This is a genomic window from Pseudomonas sp. Ag1 (assembly GCF_000278565.1).
Lineage (GTDB): Bacteria > Pseudomonadota > Gammaproteobacteria > Pseudomonadales > Pseudomonadaceae > Aquipseudomonas.
The window spans coordinates 1-17,621 of sequence record NZ_AKVH01000042.1 but is presented as its reverse complement, the minus strand read 5'-3'; the positions used below and the strand labels follow the sequence as shown (position 1 = coordinate 17,621).

At 63.0% G+C, this 17,621-nt stretch carries 17 protein-coding genes; 6 read left to right on the top strand and 11 right to left on the bottom strand.

All coding sequences use genetic code 11. The features are described from left to right. Window positions 1-205, bottom strand: a 205-nt coding sequence (locus A462_RS34745; RefSeq protein WP_238544200.1) for a hypothetical protein, incomplete at its 3' end; no start/stop codon positions are given. Here A462_RS34745 and A462_RS31050 point away from each other — a divergent pair. The 6 genes from A462_RS31050 (at window position 204) to A462_RS31075 (ending at window position 7,207) form a co-directional block, all read left to right on the top strand. Then, window positions 204-1,130 (top strand): substrate-binding domain-containing protein, encoded by a 927-nt coding sequence (locus A462_RS31050; protein WP_003215780.1) that lies wholly within the window; start codon window positions 204-206, stop codon window positions 1,128-1,130. The genes A462_RS34745 and A462_RS31050 overlap by 2 nt on opposite strands. A 63-nt stretch (window positions 1,131-1,193) precedes the next feature. After that, window positions 1,194-2,702, top strand: coding sequence for a sugar ABC transporter ATP-binding protein (locus A462_RS31055; RefSeq protein ID WP_008430598.1), 1,509 nt, complete (start codon window positions 1,194-1,196; stop codon window positions 2,700-2,702). After that, on the top strand, window positions 2,668-3,660 hold the full coding sequence (locus tag A462_RS31060; protein ID WP_003215773.1) for an ABC transporter permease: 993 nt from the start codon (window positions 2,668-2,670) through the stop codon (window positions 3,658-3,660). Before A462_RS31055 ends, A462_RS31060 begins: the two co-directional genes overlap by 35 nt. A gap of 69 nt (window positions 3,661-3,729) precedes the next feature. After that, complete coding sequence (locus A462_RS31065; RefSeq protein WP_032898587.1) at window positions 3,730-4,809, top strand: alcohol dehydrogenase catalytic domain-containing protein; 1,080 nt, start codon at window positions 3,730-3,732, stop codon at window positions 4,807-4,809. A 1-nt stretch (window position 4,810) separates the two neighbouring features. Then, a complete protein-coding gene (locus tag A462_RS31070) occupies window positions 4,811-6,343 on the top strand; it encodes an FGGY-family carbohydrate kinase (RefSeq protein ID WP_008430595.1) in 1,533 nt (510 codons plus the stop codon). Window positions 6,344-6,481: 138 nt separating this feature from the next. Then, complete coding sequence (locus A462_RS31075) at window positions 6,482-7,207, top strand: SDR family oxidoreductase (RefSeq protein WP_003215767.1); 726 nt, start codon at window positions 6,482-6,484, stop codon at window positions 7,205-7,207. On the opposite strand, the gene A462_RS31080 is transcribed toward A462_RS31075, so the two are convergent. From A462_RS31080 to A462_RS31125, 10 genes are all read right to left on the bottom strand, one after another. Next, entirely contained in the window at window positions 7,204-8,208 is a 1,005-nt protein-coding gene (locus A462_RS31080; RefSeq protein WP_008430593.1) for a LacI family DNA-binding transcriptional regulator, read from the bottom strand. The genes A462_RS31075 and A462_RS31080 overlap by 4 nt on opposite strands. A 51-nt stretch (window positions 8,209-8,259) precedes the next feature. Further along, entirely contained in the window at window positions 8,260-9,123 is an 864-nt protein-coding gene (locus tag A462_RS31085) for a LysR family transcriptional regulator (RefSeq protein WP_008430591.1), read from the bottom strand. Window positions 9,124-9,287: 164 nt separating this feature from the next. Beyond that, complete coding sequence (locus A462_RS31090) at window positions 9,288-10,691, bottom strand: amidase (RefSeq protein WP_008430589.1); 1,404 nt, start codon at window positions 10,689-10,691, stop codon at window positions 9,288-9,290. Further along, complete coding sequence (locus tag A462_RS31095; protein ID WP_008430587.1) at window positions 10,688-11,959, bottom strand: Zn-dependent hydrolase; 1,272 nt, start codon at window positions 11,957-11,959, stop codon at window positions 10,688-10,690. Before A462_RS31095 ends, A462_RS31090 begins: the two co-directional genes overlap by 4 nt. 13 nt (window positions 11,960-11,972) lie before the next feature. Next, entirely contained in the window at window positions 11,973-12,668 is a 696-nt protein-coding gene (locus A462_RS31100; protein WP_008430585.1) for an ABC transporter ATP-binding protein, read from the bottom strand. Continuing rightward, the gene (locus A462_RS31105) at window positions 12,668-13,417 is read right to left on the bottom strand and encodes an ABC transporter ATP-binding protein (RefSeq protein ID WP_003215756.1); all 750 of its coding nucleotides are present in this window, start codon (window positions 13,415-13,417) and stop codon (window positions 12,668-12,670) included. Before A462_RS31105 ends, A462_RS31100 begins: the two co-directional genes overlap by 1 nt. Then, entirely contained in the window at window positions 13,414-14,424 is a 1,011-nt protein-coding gene (locus A462_RS31110; RefSeq protein WP_008430582.1) for a branched-chain amino acid ABC transporter permease, read from the bottom strand. The genes A462_RS31105 and A462_RS31110 overlap by 4 nt, the downstream gene beginning before the upstream one ends. A 1-nt stretch (window position 14,425) precedes the next feature. After that, window positions 14,426-15,286 carry a branched-chain amino acid ABC transporter permease gene (locus tag A462_RS31115; protein WP_003215751.1) on the bottom strand — a complete coding sequence of 287 codons (861 nt, stop codon included), beginning with the start codon at window positions 15,284-15,286 and terminating at the stop codon, window positions 14,426-14,428. 67 nt (window positions 15,287-15,353) lie between these two features. Further along, entirely contained in the window at window positions 15,354-16,556 is a 1,203-nt protein-coding gene (locus tag A462_RS31120) for an ABC transporter substrate-binding protein (protein WP_003215749.1), read from the bottom strand. 96 nt (window positions 16,557-16,652) lie between these two features. Beyond that, window positions 16,653-17,423 carry a FadR/GntR family transcriptional regulator gene (locus A462_RS31125; RefSeq protein ID WP_008430577.1) on the bottom strand — a complete coding sequence of 257 codons (771 nt, stop codon included), beginning with the start codon at window positions 17,421-17,423 and terminating at the stop codon, window positions 16,653-16,655. Between the last annotated feature and the right edge of the window lie 198 nt (window positions 17,424-17,621).

The window sequence follows — 17,621 nt, the reverse complement described above, 5'->3', positions numbered from 1 at the left end:
TGCTTACTTTTGCGCTTTTCAAAAGTGAGCCGCTGTAAGAGCGGAACCAATAGCAGCCGTGACCGCAGCAACGGATATGTCCACCACACCCGCCACCACCGATCAAACACCCCTTGCGACCCCCCAATTTCTTTGCTAGCTTCTTACAAAATGTTAACGATAACATTTGCTCTAAAAATAAAAACAAAACAGAGATCCCCACCATGAAAATGCTTCCGAAAACCCTGTGTTTGTTGGCTCTGAGCATCAATCTTGGCACCGCTGGCCTGGCACTGGCCGACACCAAACCCGCCCCCATCCGCATCGGCGCGTCCTTCCAGGAAATCAACAACCCTTACTTCGTCACCATGAAAGACGCCCTGCAGGAAGCCGGGGCGACCATCGGTGCGCAGTTGATCATCACTGACGCCCGCCACGACGTGTCCAAACAGGTCAGCGACGTCGAAGACATGCTGCAAAAAGGCATCGACATCCTGCTGATCAACCCCACCGATTCCGTCGGCGTGCAATCAGCCGTCAAATCCGCCCACGCCGCCGGCGTAGTCGTGGTCGCCGTCGACGCCCAGGCCGAAGGCCCACTGGACTCCTTCGTCGGCTCGAAAAACTTCGACGCCGGCTTCCAGGCCTGCGAATACCTGGCCAAGAACATCGGGGACAAGGGCAATATCGCCATCCTCGACGGCATCGCCGTGGTACCGATCCTGGAGCGCGTGCGCGGTTGCAAGGAGGCCGTGGCCAAGCACCCGGACATCAAGATCGTGAGCATCCAGAACGGCAAGCAGGAACGTGACCAGGCGCTGACCGTCACCGAAAACATGCTGCAGGCCCAGCCCACCCTCAAGGGCATTTTCAGCGTCAACGACAACGGCTCCCTCGGCGCACTCTCGGCCATCGAAGCCAGCGGCCTGGACGTCAAGCTGGTGAGCGTCGACGGCGCGCCGGAAGCGATCAAGGCCATCCAGAAACCCGGCAGCAAATTCATCGCCACCTCCGCGCAATACCCCCGGGACCAGATCCGCCTCGCCCTGGGCATCGCCCTGGCCAAGAAGTGGGGCTCGCAAGTACCGGCCACGATCCCGGTGGACATCACCCTGATCGACCAGGCCAAGGCCAAGGATTTCAGTTGGTAAAACACCCAGGCCCCACGCCAGGCGTGGGGCACAGGTCATCCATCTGAATGCGAGGTCGGCGGTATGAGCAGTCTTCTGAAGCTGGAAAATATCTGTAAGCGCTACCCGGGGGTGCAAGCCCTCAAGGCGATCAACCTGGAAGTGCAGCGCGGCGAAATTCATGCCTTGCTCGGGGAAAACGGTGCAGGCAAATCGACCTTGATGAAGATCCTTGGCGGGGTCGAGCACCAGGACGAAGGGCAGATCCTGATCGACGGCGAGGCTCGGCAGTTCGCGACGTATCGTGATGCGATTGCCGCCGGCATCGGCATTGTGTTCCAGGAATTCAGCCTGATTCCCTACCTCACGGCGGTGGAAAATATTTTCCTCGGCCATGAGCTGAGCAACCGTTTTGGCCTGTTGCGCAAGCGCGAAATGGTCGAGGCGAGCGAGGCGTTGTTCAAGCGCCTCGGTGTCAGTATTGACCTGCAATGCGCGGTCAGGCACCTGAGCGTGGCCGAGCAGCAATTCGTCGAGATCGCCAAGGCGCTGGCCCTGGACGCGCGGCTGCTGGTGCTCGACGAACCCACCGCCACCCTCACGCCGAGCGAAGCCGAGCTGCTGTTCGAAATCATGCGTGAACTCAAGCGCCAGGGTGTGGCGGTGATTTTTATCTCCCACCACCTGGAGGAAATTTTCCAGGTCTGCGACCGCATCAGCGTGCTGCGCGACGGCGGCAATGTGGGCGTCACCGATGTGGCCGACAGCGATATCGACCGCCTGGTGGAAATGATGGTCGGGCGGCGCCTGGAGTGCAGTTTTCCGCCCAAGCCCACCGCCGCACGCGGGCCGCTGCTGCTGGAGGTCAAGGACATCCAGTTGGTGCGCAACGGCCCCCATAACCACTTTGAATTGCACAAGGGTGAGATTCTCGGCTTTGCCGGCCTGGTGGGTTCCGGGCGTACCGAATTGGCGCTGGGCATGATGGGCGCGCTGCCGTCGGTGAGCAAAGACGTGTGGCTGCGGGGTGAACAAATCACCCTCGACGACCCGGCCCAGGCCTTGGCCCATGGCATCGGCCTGCTGCCGGAAAGCCGCAAGACCGAAGGGCTGATCACCGATTTCAGCATTCGCGAAAACATCTCTCTCAACAACCTGCCCAAATACCAGAACGCCAGCGGCCTGATCGACAAGGACAAGGAATGCGCCAGCGTTGAAGCGCTGATGCGCCAGCTGTCGATCAAGGCCCCCAGCGGCGAGAGCCGGGTGTTCAACCTCAGCGGCGGCAACCAGCAGAAAGTCGTGATTGCCCGCTGGATCAACCATCACTGCGACGTGCTGGTGTTCGACGAACCCACCCGTGGCATCGACGTCGGTGCCAAGGCGCAGATCTACGCACTGATGCGCAGCCTCACCGAACAGGGCTACGCAATCATCATGATTTCCTCGGAACTGCCGGAAGTCATCGGCATGTGTGACCGCGTCGCGGTGTTCCACAAGGGCGCCATCGTCAAGGTACTGGAAGCGTCTGCCGTCAATCCTCAAGAGGTCATGCGCCATGCAACAGGGGGCTCAAGTGAATACGTCCATTAATGCCGTGGGGCCTGGCCGGCTGCGCCTGAACCTGGCGCGGCTGATTCGCTCACCGGCTTTCTATCCCTTTGTCGGGCTGCTGGTGGTGACGTTGGTGATGATCTTCGCCAGCGATAACTTCCTGACGGCCAACAACCTGTCGAACATTGCGCGCCAGGTGTCGATCAACGCGATTATCGCGGTGGGCATGACCTGCGTGATTCTTACCGGCGGCATCGATTTGTCGGTGGGGCCGGTGATGGCGTTGTCCGGCACCTTGACCGCCGGTTTGATGGTCGCAGGCTTGCCGCCGGGCCTGGCGATTGGCGCCGGGATGCTGGTCGGCGTGGCGTTCGGCATCGGCAATGGCCTGTTCGTCGCCTACCTGCACATGCCGCCGATCATCGTCACCCTGGCGACCATGGGCATCGCCCGCGGGTTCGGCCTGATGTACACCGACGGCTATCCGATTTCCGGTTTGCCGGAGTGGTTCGGCTTCTTTGGCCGCGAAAGCCTGTTCGGCATTTCGGTGCCGATCCTGATCATGTTGGTGACGTACCTGGCGGCCTATGTGCTGCTGCAACACACCCGCATCGGCCGCTATATCTACGCGATCGGCGGCAACGAGGAAGCGGTGCGCCTGTCCGGCGTGCGGGCGGCGCGCTTCAAATTGCTGGTGTATGGCATCAGCGGTTTGACCGCCGCGATTGCCGGGCTGGTGCTGACCTCACGCTTGATGAGCGGCCAGCCGAATGCCGGGGTGTCGTTCGAACTCGATGCGATTGCCGCGGTGGTCCTGGGCGGCGCCTCGATTGCCGGTGGGCGCGGGGTAATCGTCGGCACCTTGCTCGGCGCCATGCTGCTGGGGGTGTTGAACAACGGCTTGAACATGCTCGGGGTCTCGCCCTACGTCCAGAGCGTGATCAAGGGCGGGATCATTTTGCTGGCGATCTTTATCAGCCGTCAGCGCCACAAGTAAACCGGTTATCTCCACGCGGCCATGGTGGCCGCGATGGGTTCTCTCATGCTCAAGAAAGGTCCGCACATCATGGAAAAGCACAACCAAATGCAAGCCGTCGTCTGCCACGGCCCGAAAGACTACCGCCTGGAACGCATCAGCAAACCCCAGGCGCGGGTCAATGAACTGGTGATTCGCATCGCCGCCTGCGGCATCTGCGCCAGTGACTGCAAATGCCACTCGGGCGCCGCGATGTTCTGGGGCGGCGACAACCCGTGGGTCAAGGCCCCGGTGGTGCCGGGGCACGAGTTCTTTGGCTACGTGGTGGAAGCGGGCGAGGGCGCCGAGGAGCACTTTGAGGTGAAGGTCGGCGACAAGGTGATCGCCGAGCAGATCGTGCCATGTGGCAAGTGCCGCTTCTGCAAGTCCGGCAAGTACTGGATGTGCGAGGTGCACAACATCTTCGGCTTCCAGCGTGAAGTCGCCGAGGGTGGCATGGCCCAGTACATGCGTATTCCCAAGACTGCCATCGTGCACAAGATTCCGGAGTCGGTGTCCCTGGAAGATTCGGCGCTGATCGAGCCGATGTCCTGCGCGATTCACACCGTCAACCGCGGTGAGATCCAGCTGGATGACGTGCTGGTTATTGCTGGTGCCGGCACCCTGGGCCTGTGCATGGTGCAGGTGGCAGCGCTAAAAACGCCGAAGAAACTGGTGGTGATCGACATGGTCGACGAGCGCCTGGAACTGGCGAAGCAGTACGGTGCCGACGTGGTGATCAACCCGTCCCGGGATAACGCCCGGGAGATCATCAATAGCCTGACCGACAACTACGGCTGCGACGTGTACATCGAAACCACCGGCGTACCGGCGGGCGTTACCCAGGGCCTGGATCTGATTCGCAAGCTCGGCCGGTTTGTCGAGTTCAGCGTGTTTGGCGCCGAGACCAGCGCCGACTGGTCGATCATCGGCGACCGCAAGGAGCTGGACGTACGCGGTGCGCACCTGGGGCCGTATTGCTACCCGGTGGCCATCGACTTGTTCGAGCGTGGCCTGGTGACGTCCAAGGGCATCGTGACCCATGACTTCGGGCTGGACAGCTGGGCCGAGGCATTTGAGTTGGCCAACTCGACCAAGTCGATCAAGGTGCTGCTGAAGCCGGTGCTCTGACATGAACTACGTAATGGGTGTGGACATCGGTACGCAAAGCACTAAGGCGTTGCTGGTGGATGCGGACGGCCTGATCATCGGCCAGCACAGCCAGGGGTATCGCGTGGATACCCCGAAAGTGCGCTGGGCCGAGCAGTGGCCGCAGGTCTGGCTGGATGCGGTGGAGGCCTGCGTCGCCCAGTGCATGGAGAAGGCCGGCGTGGCGAAAGAGCAGGTCAAGGCGCTGTGCATCAGCAGCCTGTACGGCGGCTCGGGGATTGCCGTGGACGCGCAGATCACGCCGCTGCACCCGTGCCTGATCTGGATGGACCGGCGCGCGGGCGAGCAAGTGGAGTGGGTGCGCGAGCATGTGGACCTGGAGCGGCTGTTCACGATCACCGGCAACTCGGTGGACAGCTACTACGGCTTCACCAAGATGCTCTGGCTCAAGCAACACCAGCCGCAGGTGTGGGCCAACACCCGCTACCTGCTGCCGCCCAACAGCTACATCAACTGGTGCCTGACCGGTGAGTTGGCGGTGGACCACAGCAGCGCCGGCAATATCGGTGGCGTCTACGATGTGGCCCGGCGCGGCTGGTCGGCCGAGATGCTGGCGGCGCTTGGGATTCCGTTGGCGATGATGCCGGAGCGTTTGCTGTATTCCGGTGAAGTGGTCGGTGGTTTGCTGGAGAAATGGGCCCGGCGGTTGGGCTTGCAGGCCGGCACGCCGATCCTGGCCGGGGGCGTGGACGCGGCCATGGCCACATTGGCGGCCGGGGTGACGCGGCCGGGCAATCACGTGGCGATGATCGGCACCAGCATGTGCTGGGGTTATCTCAATCAGCAGGTGGATGCGCGCCATGGCCTGGTGAGCATGCCCCACGTCTATAACGGCCATCAGGACCTGTACATCTTCGGTGGTGCGATCACCGCCGGGGCGTCGGTGAGCTGGTTTCGCGAACAGTTCTGCCAGGCAGAGGAGCAGCAGGCGAAAGAGACTGGCCAGGACAGTTTGTGGCTGCTGGAGCAGAGCGCCGCGAAGATCCCGGCGGGCAGCGAAGGGCTGTTGTTCCTGCCGTATCTCATGGGCGAACGCAGCCCGGTGTGGGATGACCGGGCCAGCGGCAGCTTTGTCGGGCTGAACCTGTATCACAGCCGGATCCACCTGTACCGCGCGGTGCTCGAAGGGGTGAGTTTTGCCCTGCGGCACAATATCGAAGCGGGCACCCGTGGGGCGCATTCCCTTGATCCACGGCTGATTGTGGTGGGTGGGGCGAGCCATTCGGATTTGTGGATGCAGATTATTGCGGACATCACCCATTACCCGGTCTACACCATTGTGCAAGAGGTGGAGGCGGCCTTGGGCGCGGCGTTGCTGGCGGCCCATGCGGTGGGGGTGGTGGATGACCGGCAGATGGAGAAAGGTTGGGTGCAGTTGGAGCTGCGGGCAGAGCCGAAGGCGGGGAATGTCGGGGTGTATGACCGGGCGTTTGCCAGCTATCTGGAGCTGTATCCGGCCTTGAAACCGGTGATGCACAGCCTGCAATTGAATTAAGCGAACACTGATCCAAATGTGGGAGCGGGCTTGCTCGCGAATACGGTGTATCAGTGCCGGATTTATTGCCTGACCCACCGCATTCGCGAGCAAGCCCGCTCCCACATGGGATCTCCATCGTTTTAGAGATCGTGAACCATGAACGCTATTTTTGACTTCACCAAGCAGCGCATCCTCGTCACCGGCGCCAGCAGCGGCATCGGCCGGGAAATTGCCCTCCAACTGATCGCCAGCGGCGCCCAGGTGTTTGCCCTGGGCCGCGACGCTCAGGCCCTGGCCCAGCTCGGTTGCGAAACCCTGTGCCTGGACATCGCCAACAGCGCCGCCCTGGACCTGGCCCTGCAAGGCCTGCCGCCGATGCATGGACTGGTCAACTGCGCCGGCATTTCCCGCCTGGAACCCGCCGCGGCCATCAGCGCCGAAGCCTTCGACCAGGTGATGAATGTCAACGCCCGCGCCGCGGCCCAGGTCGCCAGCCGTATCGCTGCGGCGATGATTGAAGCGAAGATTCCCGGCAGCATCGTCAACGTCTCAAGCCAGGCCTCACTGGTAGCCCTGGACGATCACCTCGGCTACTGCGCCTCCAAGGCCGCACTGGACGCCATCACCCGCGTGCAATGCGCCGAATGGGGCCGCTTCGGAATTCGCGTCAACAGCGTCAACCCCACCGTCACCCTCACGCCCATGGCACAGATGGCCTGGTCGGCGCCCGCCAAGCGCGACCCGGCATTGGCGGCGATTCCCCTGGGGCGATTTGCCGAAACGGCGGAAGTGGCCCTGCCGGTGTTGTTCCTGCTGAGCGATGCCGCCAGCATGATCAGCGGCGTCAGCCTGCCGATCGACGGCGGCTACACCAGCCGCTAGCCGTTCTCCAGCTTGCCGGCGATCACCACCTTGTCCCGCGGTTTGTGCGGGTCTTCGAGACGATCCAGCAGCAGCCGCACCGCGCTGCTGCCGGCCAGTGACGCGTCGTGGGCCACGCAGGCAATCGGCACGCCGAAGATATCGGCAAAGGGCAGGCGGTCGATGCCGCAGATGGTCAGGCTGTCGTGGGGGATGTTGTGCATGCGCAGCGCACGCAGCGCGCCGAGGGTGATCAACTGGTTGAAGCCCATGATCGCGTCCGGCGCCGAGTGTTCGGCCAGGTAGTCGAGGGTGTGCAGGTAGGAGGGCATCAGCGTGTAGTCACCGGCACACACTTCAACGTGCACCTGAGGGTGCGCGGCCAGGACTTCTTTCAGGCCCTTGAGGCGCTCCATGGTGATGCGCGAATGTTCGGGCCCGGTCAGCACCAGCAGGCGCTTGAGGTTCGGGGTTTGCCGCACCAGGTACTGCGCCGCCTCGATGCCGCTGTGATAGTTGTCCAGCACCACGCGGCTGAACGGGCTGTCGTGGATCGTGCGATCGAGCAGCACCACCGGCGTCTTGCCGTTACCCAGGCGCTCCAGATAGTCCGGCTGGTAGCTGGGCTCGTCGGAGACCGGCGACAGGATGATCCCCGCCACGCGGTAGCCCAGCAGCGTGTCGACTGCCTTGCTTTCCAGTTCTTCCAGTTCGTCGGTATCCACCAGCATGATGGTGTAGCCGTGCTTTTTCGCCTCGCGGGAAATCGCCTTGATCATCTCGCTGTAGAAGGGGTTGTCGACCGAAGCGGTGATCACGCCGATGATCAGGCTCTCGCTGCGCTTGAGCCCGCGGGCAAAGGCGTTGGGCACATAGTCCAGCTCCCGCGCCACTTCGAGAATCCGCGCCAGGGTGGCGGGCTTGACCAGGTCGGGTTTGCTCAGCGCCCGGGACACCGTGATGGTGGTCATGTTGACCCGTTTGGCGATGTCGCTGATGGTGACGGACTTTTTCTTGTTCATCGGCAGGGGGGAACCAGGAGAAAACAACCTGAGGCTACCATGGGCACGGCTTCAAATCACCGGATCCCAGCGCTGCGACCAATCCTTTTCCGCCTCCACCACCGCCCGCAGCAACCCCAGCGCCTGCTGCAAAACCGCCGAGTCGCGCTCGCGGGAATACACCAGGTACGTCGGGAAGCTGAACTCCGGCGCCTTGGGCACCCGTTCCATCACACCGCTGTCGAGGTAGCTCTGTACGACCCGCGTGCGGAAATACCCGGCACCGCCGTTTTCCAGGATGTACTGCAACGCCAGTGGCCCCAGATTGAAACTCAGGGCTGCGCGGGCCTTGTCCGGCAGTGCGGCGTCGTGCTGCTGGCGAAAGCCCTGGCCCCAGTCGATATACACGTAGGGCTCGGGCCGGGCGGCCAGTTGCACCAGGATCAGTTTTTCTTCCAGCACCTGCTCCACCTGCAACCCCGGCCAGTATTGCGGCTGGAACACCAGCGCGGCGTCCAGCACCCCCAGTTCCAGCTGGCGCAACAAGTACTCGCCTTCGCGAATCTCGGTGCGCAAAGCATGGCCGGGAATGTGTTCACGCAAGGCCTGGGCCCAGCCGAGCATCAGCGGGTTGCACAGGCTGACTTCGCCACCGATGTGCAGCACGTTGCGGTAGCCATCGGGTAATGGCAGGTCGCGGCGTGCGGCTTCCCAGGTCTGGACAAGCTGGTTGGCGTAGACCACGAACGCCTCGCCGTCCGGGGTCAGGCGGGCACCGGCGCGGTTGCGCACGAACAGGGTACTGTTGAGCTGGCTTTCGAGGTTTTTGACCCGGGCGGTGATTGCCGTCTGGGTGACGTGCAGTTTCTCGGCCGCCGCGGCGAGGCTGCCGCAGCGGGTGATTTCGAGGAAGGTGCGTGCCAGTTCGATGTCCATAAGGGCCCCTTGGAGAATAGGGGTCATTGTAGGGGCTGATGACTGGAATGCGGGCAAAAAATGTGGGAGCGGGCTTGCTCGCGAAGGCGGTGTATCAGTCAAGATATCCGGTGACTGATACACCGCCTTCGCGAGCAAGCCCGCTCCCACAGTTTAATTGTATTTCAGGTTGGGGTTTTGGGTGTTTGCAGGTGCTCGGTCGGGAAAGCCCTGGCATAAACCTGGCAAACCCTTAGCACCTGCTCATCCGCAAACCGCGCCCCTACCACATGCAGCCCCACCGGCAACCCATTGGCCGCCAACCCGCACGGCACCGACGCCGCCGGTTGCTGGGTCAGGTTGAAGGGATAGGTAAACGGCGTCCACTCCATCCATTCCCCTAGTCCCGAACCCGGCGGCACATTGTGCCCGGCCTCGAACGCGGTGATCGGCATCATCGGCGAAACCAGCACATCGTAATGCTCATGGAATGCCGCCATGCGCGCCACGAGCGCTGCCCGTGCTTCCAGCGCAGCGCTGTAATCGCTGAGGCTGATCTGTTCGCCCAGTCGGGCAATGCGCAGCAACCCCGGGTCCATCAATTGCCGCTGGGCATCGCTCAACGGCCCGGCCAGACGTGCTGCACCGGCAAACCATAAAGTATTGAACACTTCCAGCGGATCACTGAACCCCGGATCAATCTGTTCAACCTGCGCGCCCAGCTGCACCAGGCCTTCTATCGCCTGGGCGACCACCCTGGCCACTTGCGGGTCCACATCGACATAACCGAAGTTCGGGCTATAGGCGATACGCAGCCCCTTCAAATCAGCCCCGGCGTGCAACCATGGCGTGGTCCGGGGCGCGCCGATCAAACCATCCCGCGCATCCGGCTGGGCGATGGTTTGCAGCATCAGCACCGAGTCTTCCACGGTGCGGGTCATCGGCCCCAGGTGCGACAGAATCGTCATCGAACTGGCCGGCCATTGCGGCACATAACCGAAGGTCGGCTTGATGCCGAAGGTGCCGGTGAAGGCACAGGGGATCCGGATCGAGCCGCCGGCATCGCTGCCCTGGTGCAGCACGCCGAGGTTCAAGGCCGCCGCCGCACCGGCACCACCGGACGAACCGCCCGCCGTCATGCGCGTGTCCCACGGGTTGCGGGTAATGCCATACAGCGGGTTATCGGTGACGCCTTTCCAGCCGAATTCCGGCGTGGTGGTCTTGCCCAGCAATACCGCGCCGGCCTTGCGCATGAAGGCCGAGAAGGGCGCATCCACATCCCATCGACCCTCGGCGGATGTGGTACGCGAACCCTTGCGCGTCGGCATGCCGATGGTCTGCGTCAGGTCCTTGATGGAGGAGGGCACACCGTCCAGGGCCCCGCACGGCTGGCCCTTGAGCCAGCGCTGTTCCGAATTCCGCGCCGCCTTCAAGGCGCCTTCCGGGTCGACGTGGCAGTAGGCGTTGACCGCCGGGTTGTAGCGTTCGATCCGCAGCAATGCGTCTTCGGTGACCTCCACCGGCGACAGGCTTTTATCCCGATAGCGGGCCAGCAGCTCAACTGCGGTCAGGTTGGCGATATCCGTCATGCCGCTTTACCTCCTTGCGCCGCGTTGACCATGGCCCGCAGCAACACCGCGCAGCCCGCCGCCAGGTCATCCGGCGCGGCGTTCTCGATTTCGTTATGGCTGATGCCGCCTTCGCACGGCACAAAGATCATTCCGGCCGGGCCCAGTTCGGCGACGAAGATCGCGTCATGCCCGGCGCCGCTGACGATGTCCATATGGCTCAGGCCCAGGCTGCTCGCGCCATCACGCACGGCGTTGACACAGGCAGGGTTGAAATCCAGCGGCGGGAAGTCGGCAGTGGGTGTCAGCTCAAAGCTCAAGCCGTGTTGCTCGGCGGTGGCTTCGATCACCTGGCGCACTTCGTCGACCATCGCTTGCAGCTTGTCGGTGTGCAGGTGGCGCAGGTCGATGGTCATGTGCACCTGGCCGGGAATCACGTTGCGTGAGCCGGGATGCAGGCTCAGGCAACCGACGGTGCCGCAGGCGTGGGGTTGTTGTTCGTGGGCGATGCGATTCACCGCGCTGACCACTTGCGCCGCGCCTACCAGGGCGTCCTTGCGCAGGTGCATTGGCGTCGGGCCCGCGTGGGCTTCGACGCCAGTGAGCGTCAGGTCGAACCACTTCTGGCCCAGGCAGCCCATGACCACGCCGATGGTGGTGGCCTGGTCTTCCAGCACCGGACCCTGCTCGATATGCGCCTCGAAATAGGCGCCCACCGGATGGCCCAGCACGGCGCGGGAGCCGGCGTAGCCGATGCGCTGCAATTCAGCGCCCACCGCCAGCCCTTGCTCGTCCTGTTTGTCGAGGGTTTCCTGCAGGTCGAACTTACCGGCGAACACCCCGGAACCCATCATGCACGGCGGGAATCGCGAGCCTTCTTCGTTGGTCCACACCACCACTTCAATCGGCGCTTCGGTCTCGATGTTCAAATCATTGAGGGTGCGGATCACCTCCAGTCCAGCCATCACGCCGTAGCAGCCGTCGAACTTGCCGCCGGTAGGCTGGGTGTCGATATGGCTGCCGGTCATCACTGGCGCCAGTGCCGGATTACGCCCGGCACGGCGGGCAAAGATATTGCCGATGGCGTCGACGCTGACGCTGCATCCGGCGGCTTCGCACCATTGCACGAACAGGTCGCGGGCCTGGCGGTCGAGGTCGGTAAGGGCCAGGCGGCACACGCCGCCCTTGGGTGTGGCGCCGAGGCGGGCGAGGTCCATCAGCGATTGCCACAGGCGCTCGCGGTTGATCAGCGGGGCGTTGCTCTGGAGCGGTTGCGCAAAACTATTCATCAGCAGTCTCCGGTCAGGCACTCAGGGCCAGGTAACGGTTCTTGATCGTCGGGTCGGCGCGGAAGGCTTCGGCACTGCCTTCGTACACCACGCGGCCCTGTTCGAGGACGTAATGGCGGTCGGCGAGCTTGTCGCAGACCATCAGGTTCTGTTCCACCAGCAGCACCGGCAGGCCGTCTTCCTTGACCTTGCGCAGGATCTTCACCAGCTCGTCGACGATCACCGGCGCGAGGCCTTCGGTGGGCTCATCGAGGATCAGCAGCTTGGGATCGTTGAGCAGCGCGCGGGCGATGGCGAGCATCTGTTGCTCACCGCCGGACAGCGCGTGGCCGGCGTTTTTGCGGCGCTCCTTGAGGCGCGGGAACATGCCGTACACGTCTTCCATCTGCCAGCGGCTGGTCTTGCGCACGGCAATGCGCAGGTTTTCCTCCACCGTGAGCAGGCGGAAAATCCCGCGGTTCTCCGGCACCAGCGCCAGACCCTGGCGGGCGATTTCGAAGATTTTCTGCCCCACCAGCGGCTGGCCGTTGAAGTGAATCTGGCCCTGGCGCGGGCAGATAATCCCGAGGATGCTGCGCAGGGTGGTGGTCTTGCCGGCACCGTTGCGCCCCAGCAGGGTCACCAGTTCGCCGGGATTGACGGTCAGGGACACGCCTTCAAGGACGTGGCTCTTGTCGTAGTAGGAATGGATATTGTCGACGGTCAGCATCAGGCGGCTTCTCCCAGGTAGGCGGTGCGCACGCGCTCGTCGGCGCGCACGAATTCCGGTGTGCCTTCCACCAGGATCTGGCCGTGGCTCATCACGGTGATGCGTTGGCTGATGGACATGACGATGCTCATGTTGTGCTCGATCAACAGCACGGTATGGTCGCGGCCGAGGTCGCTGATCAGTTGGGTCATGATCGGGATGTCGTCGATGCCCATGCCCGAGGTGGGTTCGTCGAGCATCAGCAGCTTGGGTCTGGAGCAGATCGACATGCCGACTTCCAGCACCCGCTGCTGGCCGTGGGACAACTCGCCGGCCAGGGTGTCGGCGCGGGCGGTGAGTTGCAGGCGTTCCAGCACCTGGTCGGCCATTTCCAGGTGTTCGCGCTTGCTGTCGACCCGGCGCCAGAAGTTCAGGGCGCGGGCTCCGTCGCGGCCCTGGGCGGCCAGCCGCAGGTTTTCGCGCACGCTGAGGTTCTGGAACAGGCTGGTGAGCTGGAACGAGCGGGCCATGCCCAGGCCGACGCGGCCGTGGGCCGGTTTGCGCATCAGGTTCTTGCCGTCGAAATGAATTGCTCCGGCGGTGGCCTGGCGTTCGCCGGTCAGGCAGTGGAACAGGCTGGTCTTGCCCGCGCCATTGGGGCCGATGATGGTGTGGATGGTGCCGGCTTCGACCTTGAGGTTGACACCGTTCACCGCGTGGAACGCACCGTAGGCCAGTTCCAGGTTCTTGGTTTCCAGCAGGATGCTCATGACAGCTTCTCCTTGGTCACAACGTCGGCCTTGCGGCTGCCGCGCACACGTTCGAACAGGGTCGACAGACCACCCCACAAACCGCCGCGCATGAAGATCACCACCAGGATCAGGATCACCCCCAGCAGCATCAGCCAGCGCGGCCACAGATCGGAAAGGAAGTCCCCCAGCAGCACGATGGAACCGGCGCCCAGCAACGAGCCGAACAGCGAGCCGGTGCCGCCGACGATGGTCATGATCAGGATGTTTTCGGACATCGCCAGGTCGATGTTCGACAGCGGCACAAAGTGCAGCAGCATCGCGTACAGCGCCCCGGCAATCCCGGTGACGGCGCCGGACAACACGAACACCAGGATCTTGAAGTGGCGGGTGTCATAGCCGATGGCCGAAGCGCGGGTTTCGTTTTCGCGAATCGCCATCAGCGTGCTGCCGAATGGAGAGGCGATCACCCGGCGGGCACCGATGAAGATCAGCAGGAACAGCACCGCGACAAACCCGTAGAACGCGCGGGCGTCGGTCAGCGACAGCAGCACCGTGTCACCGATGCGGATTTCCGGGCGCGGCACGCTGAGCAGGCCGTTGTCGCCGCCGGTCCAGTCGCTCAGGGTGTAGGCGACGAAGTAGGCCATCTGGCTGAAGGCCAGGGTCAGCATCACGAAGTAAATGCCGGTGCGACGGATCGCCAGGGCGCCCACTAGGAAAGCCAGGAAACCACCGGCGACGGCGGCACCCAGCAGTGCGCTGAACAGCCCCAGTTGCAGGTGAATCATCAACAGCGCCGCGCAGTAGGCGCCGGCCCCGAAGAAGATGCCTTGGCCGAACGACAGCAGCCCGGTGTAACCCAGCAGCAGGTTGCAGGCGAGGGCGGCCATGGCAAAGATCAGGATCTCGGTGGCCAGGGTCGCCGAGGGCAGAATCAACGGCAGGCCGATCAACACCACGAGCACCAACAGCAGCATGTAGCGCGACTGGGTCTTGGCGAACGGCAAGGGATTTTTCTCGCTCATGTCAGGCTCTCCCGAATAGGCCGTAAGGACGCACCAGGATCACCACGGCCATCGCACCGTAGATCATCAGGCTCGCGCCCTGGGGCCAGAGTGTGGTCATCAGGCTTTGCACCACGCCGACCAGCAGGCCGCCCACCAGTGCACCGCTGAAGGAACCCATGCCGCCGATCACCACCACCACGAACGCCACGCCGAGGATTTCCGGGCCGACGAAGGGCTGGGCGCCGCGCAACGGGGCGAACAGCACACCGGCGACGCCGGCGAGGGCCACGCCGAGGGCGAAGGTCATGGAGAACAGGCGGAAAATGTTGGTGCCCAGCAGGGACACGGTTTCCGTGCTTTCACTGCCGGCGCGCACCAGGGCGCCGAAGCGCGTGCGTTCCAGCAACAGCCACAGGCCCAGGCCGACGAGGCCGGAGAACACGATCAGGAACAGGCGGTAGTAGGGGTAGACAAAATCGCCCACCACCAGCACCCCGCGCAGCAATTCCGGTACGGCGACGCTCTTGCCCACCGGGCCCCAGATCATCACGCTGGCTTCCTGGATGATCAGGGCAATCCCCAGGGTCACCAGAATCTGGAACATGTGCGGCAAGTGATAAATCCGCTGGATCAATAATCGCTCGATCACCCAGGCCAGCGCGGCCACCACCAGCGGCGCGATCAGCAGTGCCAGCCAGAAGCTGCCGGTGAGGCTGACGGCGGTGTAGCAGATGTAGGCGCCCAGCAAAAAGAACGCACCGTGGGCGAAGTTGACGAAGTTCAGCAGACCGAAAATGATCGTCAAGCCGACCGCGATCAGGAAGTAGATCATCCCAAGGCCCAGGCCGTTGAGAATCTGGAACAGGTAAAGATTAAGCATGCAGGAACCCTCGGCAGGTGGCCGCATGAGCGGCCCTGCGCTGTGTCACCAGTAGATTTTCAGCGGATCAGCCGAGCACGCAGCCCGTGGCTTCCACCGGCGGGAACGACTGGCCGGAGCTGAGCACCTTGGCCAGATCGTCCTTGTCGGCCATGTCGCCTGCGGCCTTGCCCACCAGCAGGTAGTAGTCCTTGATCACCTGATGGTCGCCGGCGCGGATCGACTCCTTGCCGGTGGGGCCTTCGTAGCTCAGGCCCTGCATGGCCTTGGCCACGGTCGGCCCGTCGAAACTGCCGGTGGAGATGATGGTTTCGAGCATGACCTTGGTGCTGATGTAGTCGGCGGCCAGCGGGTAGGTGGGGTTGATGCCGTATTTGGCCTTGGTGAGTTTCACCAGGTCACGGTTGAGCGGGGTGTCGACCTGATGCCAGTACTGAGCGCCGAGGTACACGCCTTCCAGTACGTCACTGCCCAGCTCCTGGAACTGGTCGAGGCCGGCGGACCACACCAGCAACACTTTCATGCGCTCCTTGATACCGAAGTTCACCGCCTGGCGCAGGGTGTTGGACGACTGGCTGCCGAAGTTCAGCAGCACCAGCACGTCGGGTTTGGCGGCGATGGCATTGGTCAGGTAGCCGGAGAACTCCTGCTCCTGCAGCGAGTGGTAGCTGTTGCCGGCGTGTTCCAGGCCATGCTCGGCCAGCACCGATTTGGCGCCTTCGAGCAGGGCTTCGCCGAACACGTATTGCGGGGTGATGGTGTACCAGCGCTTGGCGTCGGGCAGCAGCTTGATCAGCGGCACGAGGGTCTCGCGGATCGCGCCGTAGGTCGGCACCGACCAGCGGAACGTGGCGCTGTTGCAGTCCTTGCCGGTGACTTCATCGGCGCCCACCGGGGTCATGAACACGCCACCGGCCTTGCTCACTTCCTTGGCCACCGCGAGTGCCGAAGACGACAGGGTACAGCCCTGGAAAAAGCGTGCGCCGTCCTGCTGGATCGCTTCCTGGACTTTACGCACGGCCTTGCCGGCGTTGCCTTCGGTGTCGATCACTTTGTAGACCAGCGGGCGGCCGAGCAACTCGGGATGCTGTTCCACTGCGAGGCGTGAACCCATGTCGGCAAATTTGCCATAACTGGCAAAGGCGCCAGACATGGACTTGAGGCCGTAAAAGGTAAAAGGCTCGGCGGCGAATGCAGAACGCACGCTCAGCGGGAGGCTGAGGGCGGCGGCTGCGGTGAGACTGGCTTTCAACAACGTACGACGCTGCATGGGGTGACTCCCTGGATTAGTTATTGGCAGGAGTGGCAATGGCGATACGGTGGAGCACGGCCTGTGGGCAGGCCTTTTATTGGTGGAGGGTGCGGCTTAGTGGTTGTGGTCGAACTCCAGCAGAAAGTGCGGGCTGACTTCACCTTCAAGGGCGGTCATGTGGTGTTCGGCGTCGCACATGTGTTCGTGCATCAGGCTGCGTACGGTGGCTTCGTCTTCGGCCCGGAAGGCGATCAGCAGTTGTTTGTGGTAGTCGAGGTTGGCGGCGTCGAATTGCTTGCGCTTGGGTTTGTAGGCTTTTTTCAGCACGACCAGGTCACGCAGCAGGTCGTTGAGGAATTGCGCCATGAAGCTCAGCAGCGGGTTGGGGCAGGCCTTGGCCAGCAGGTTGTGGAATTCCAGTTCGGCGATGCGTTGTTCGCGTTGGCCAGCTTCGCTGTCTTCGGGGGCGCTGCAGAAATCGACGTTGTCCTGGAGGGCGCGATAGTCGTCTTCGCTCAGGCGGCCCAGGACCGAGACGGCGAGTTCGACTTCGATGACTTTGCGCAGCTGGTAGACCTGTTGGCCGTCCAGGTGCTGGAAGTGCAGGTAGTTGCGCAGGGCGCGGCTGGCGGGTTCGGTGCCGGCCTGGTTGAGATAGGCGCCGCCGCTGGGGCCGGTGCGGGTGTTGACCAGGCCTTCGACTTCCAGCGCCTTGAGGGCTTCGCGGGCGGAGCCTTTGGAGCACTGGAAGCTTTCCATCAGTTCGCGTTCGGTGGGCAAGCGGTCGCCGGGCTTCAGGGCATCGGTGACGATGGAGCGTTTGACCGACTCGACGATCACGTCGGAGAGCTTCTGGCGTTTGCGGCGCAGCGGGCGGCTTAGCATGGTGTTCGATTGATCCTATTAATGCGGATTAATAGTACTTAATAGGGGTTTGGGGTGGGGCGTCAACGGAGGGGGTCGCTTTTGGTTTGGATGGGTCGTAAATGGTGGGGGTGTGCATATCCGTTTCTTCGGTTATGGCTGATATTGGTTCCGCTCTTACAGCGGCTCACTTTTGAAAAGCGCAAAAGTAAGCAAAAC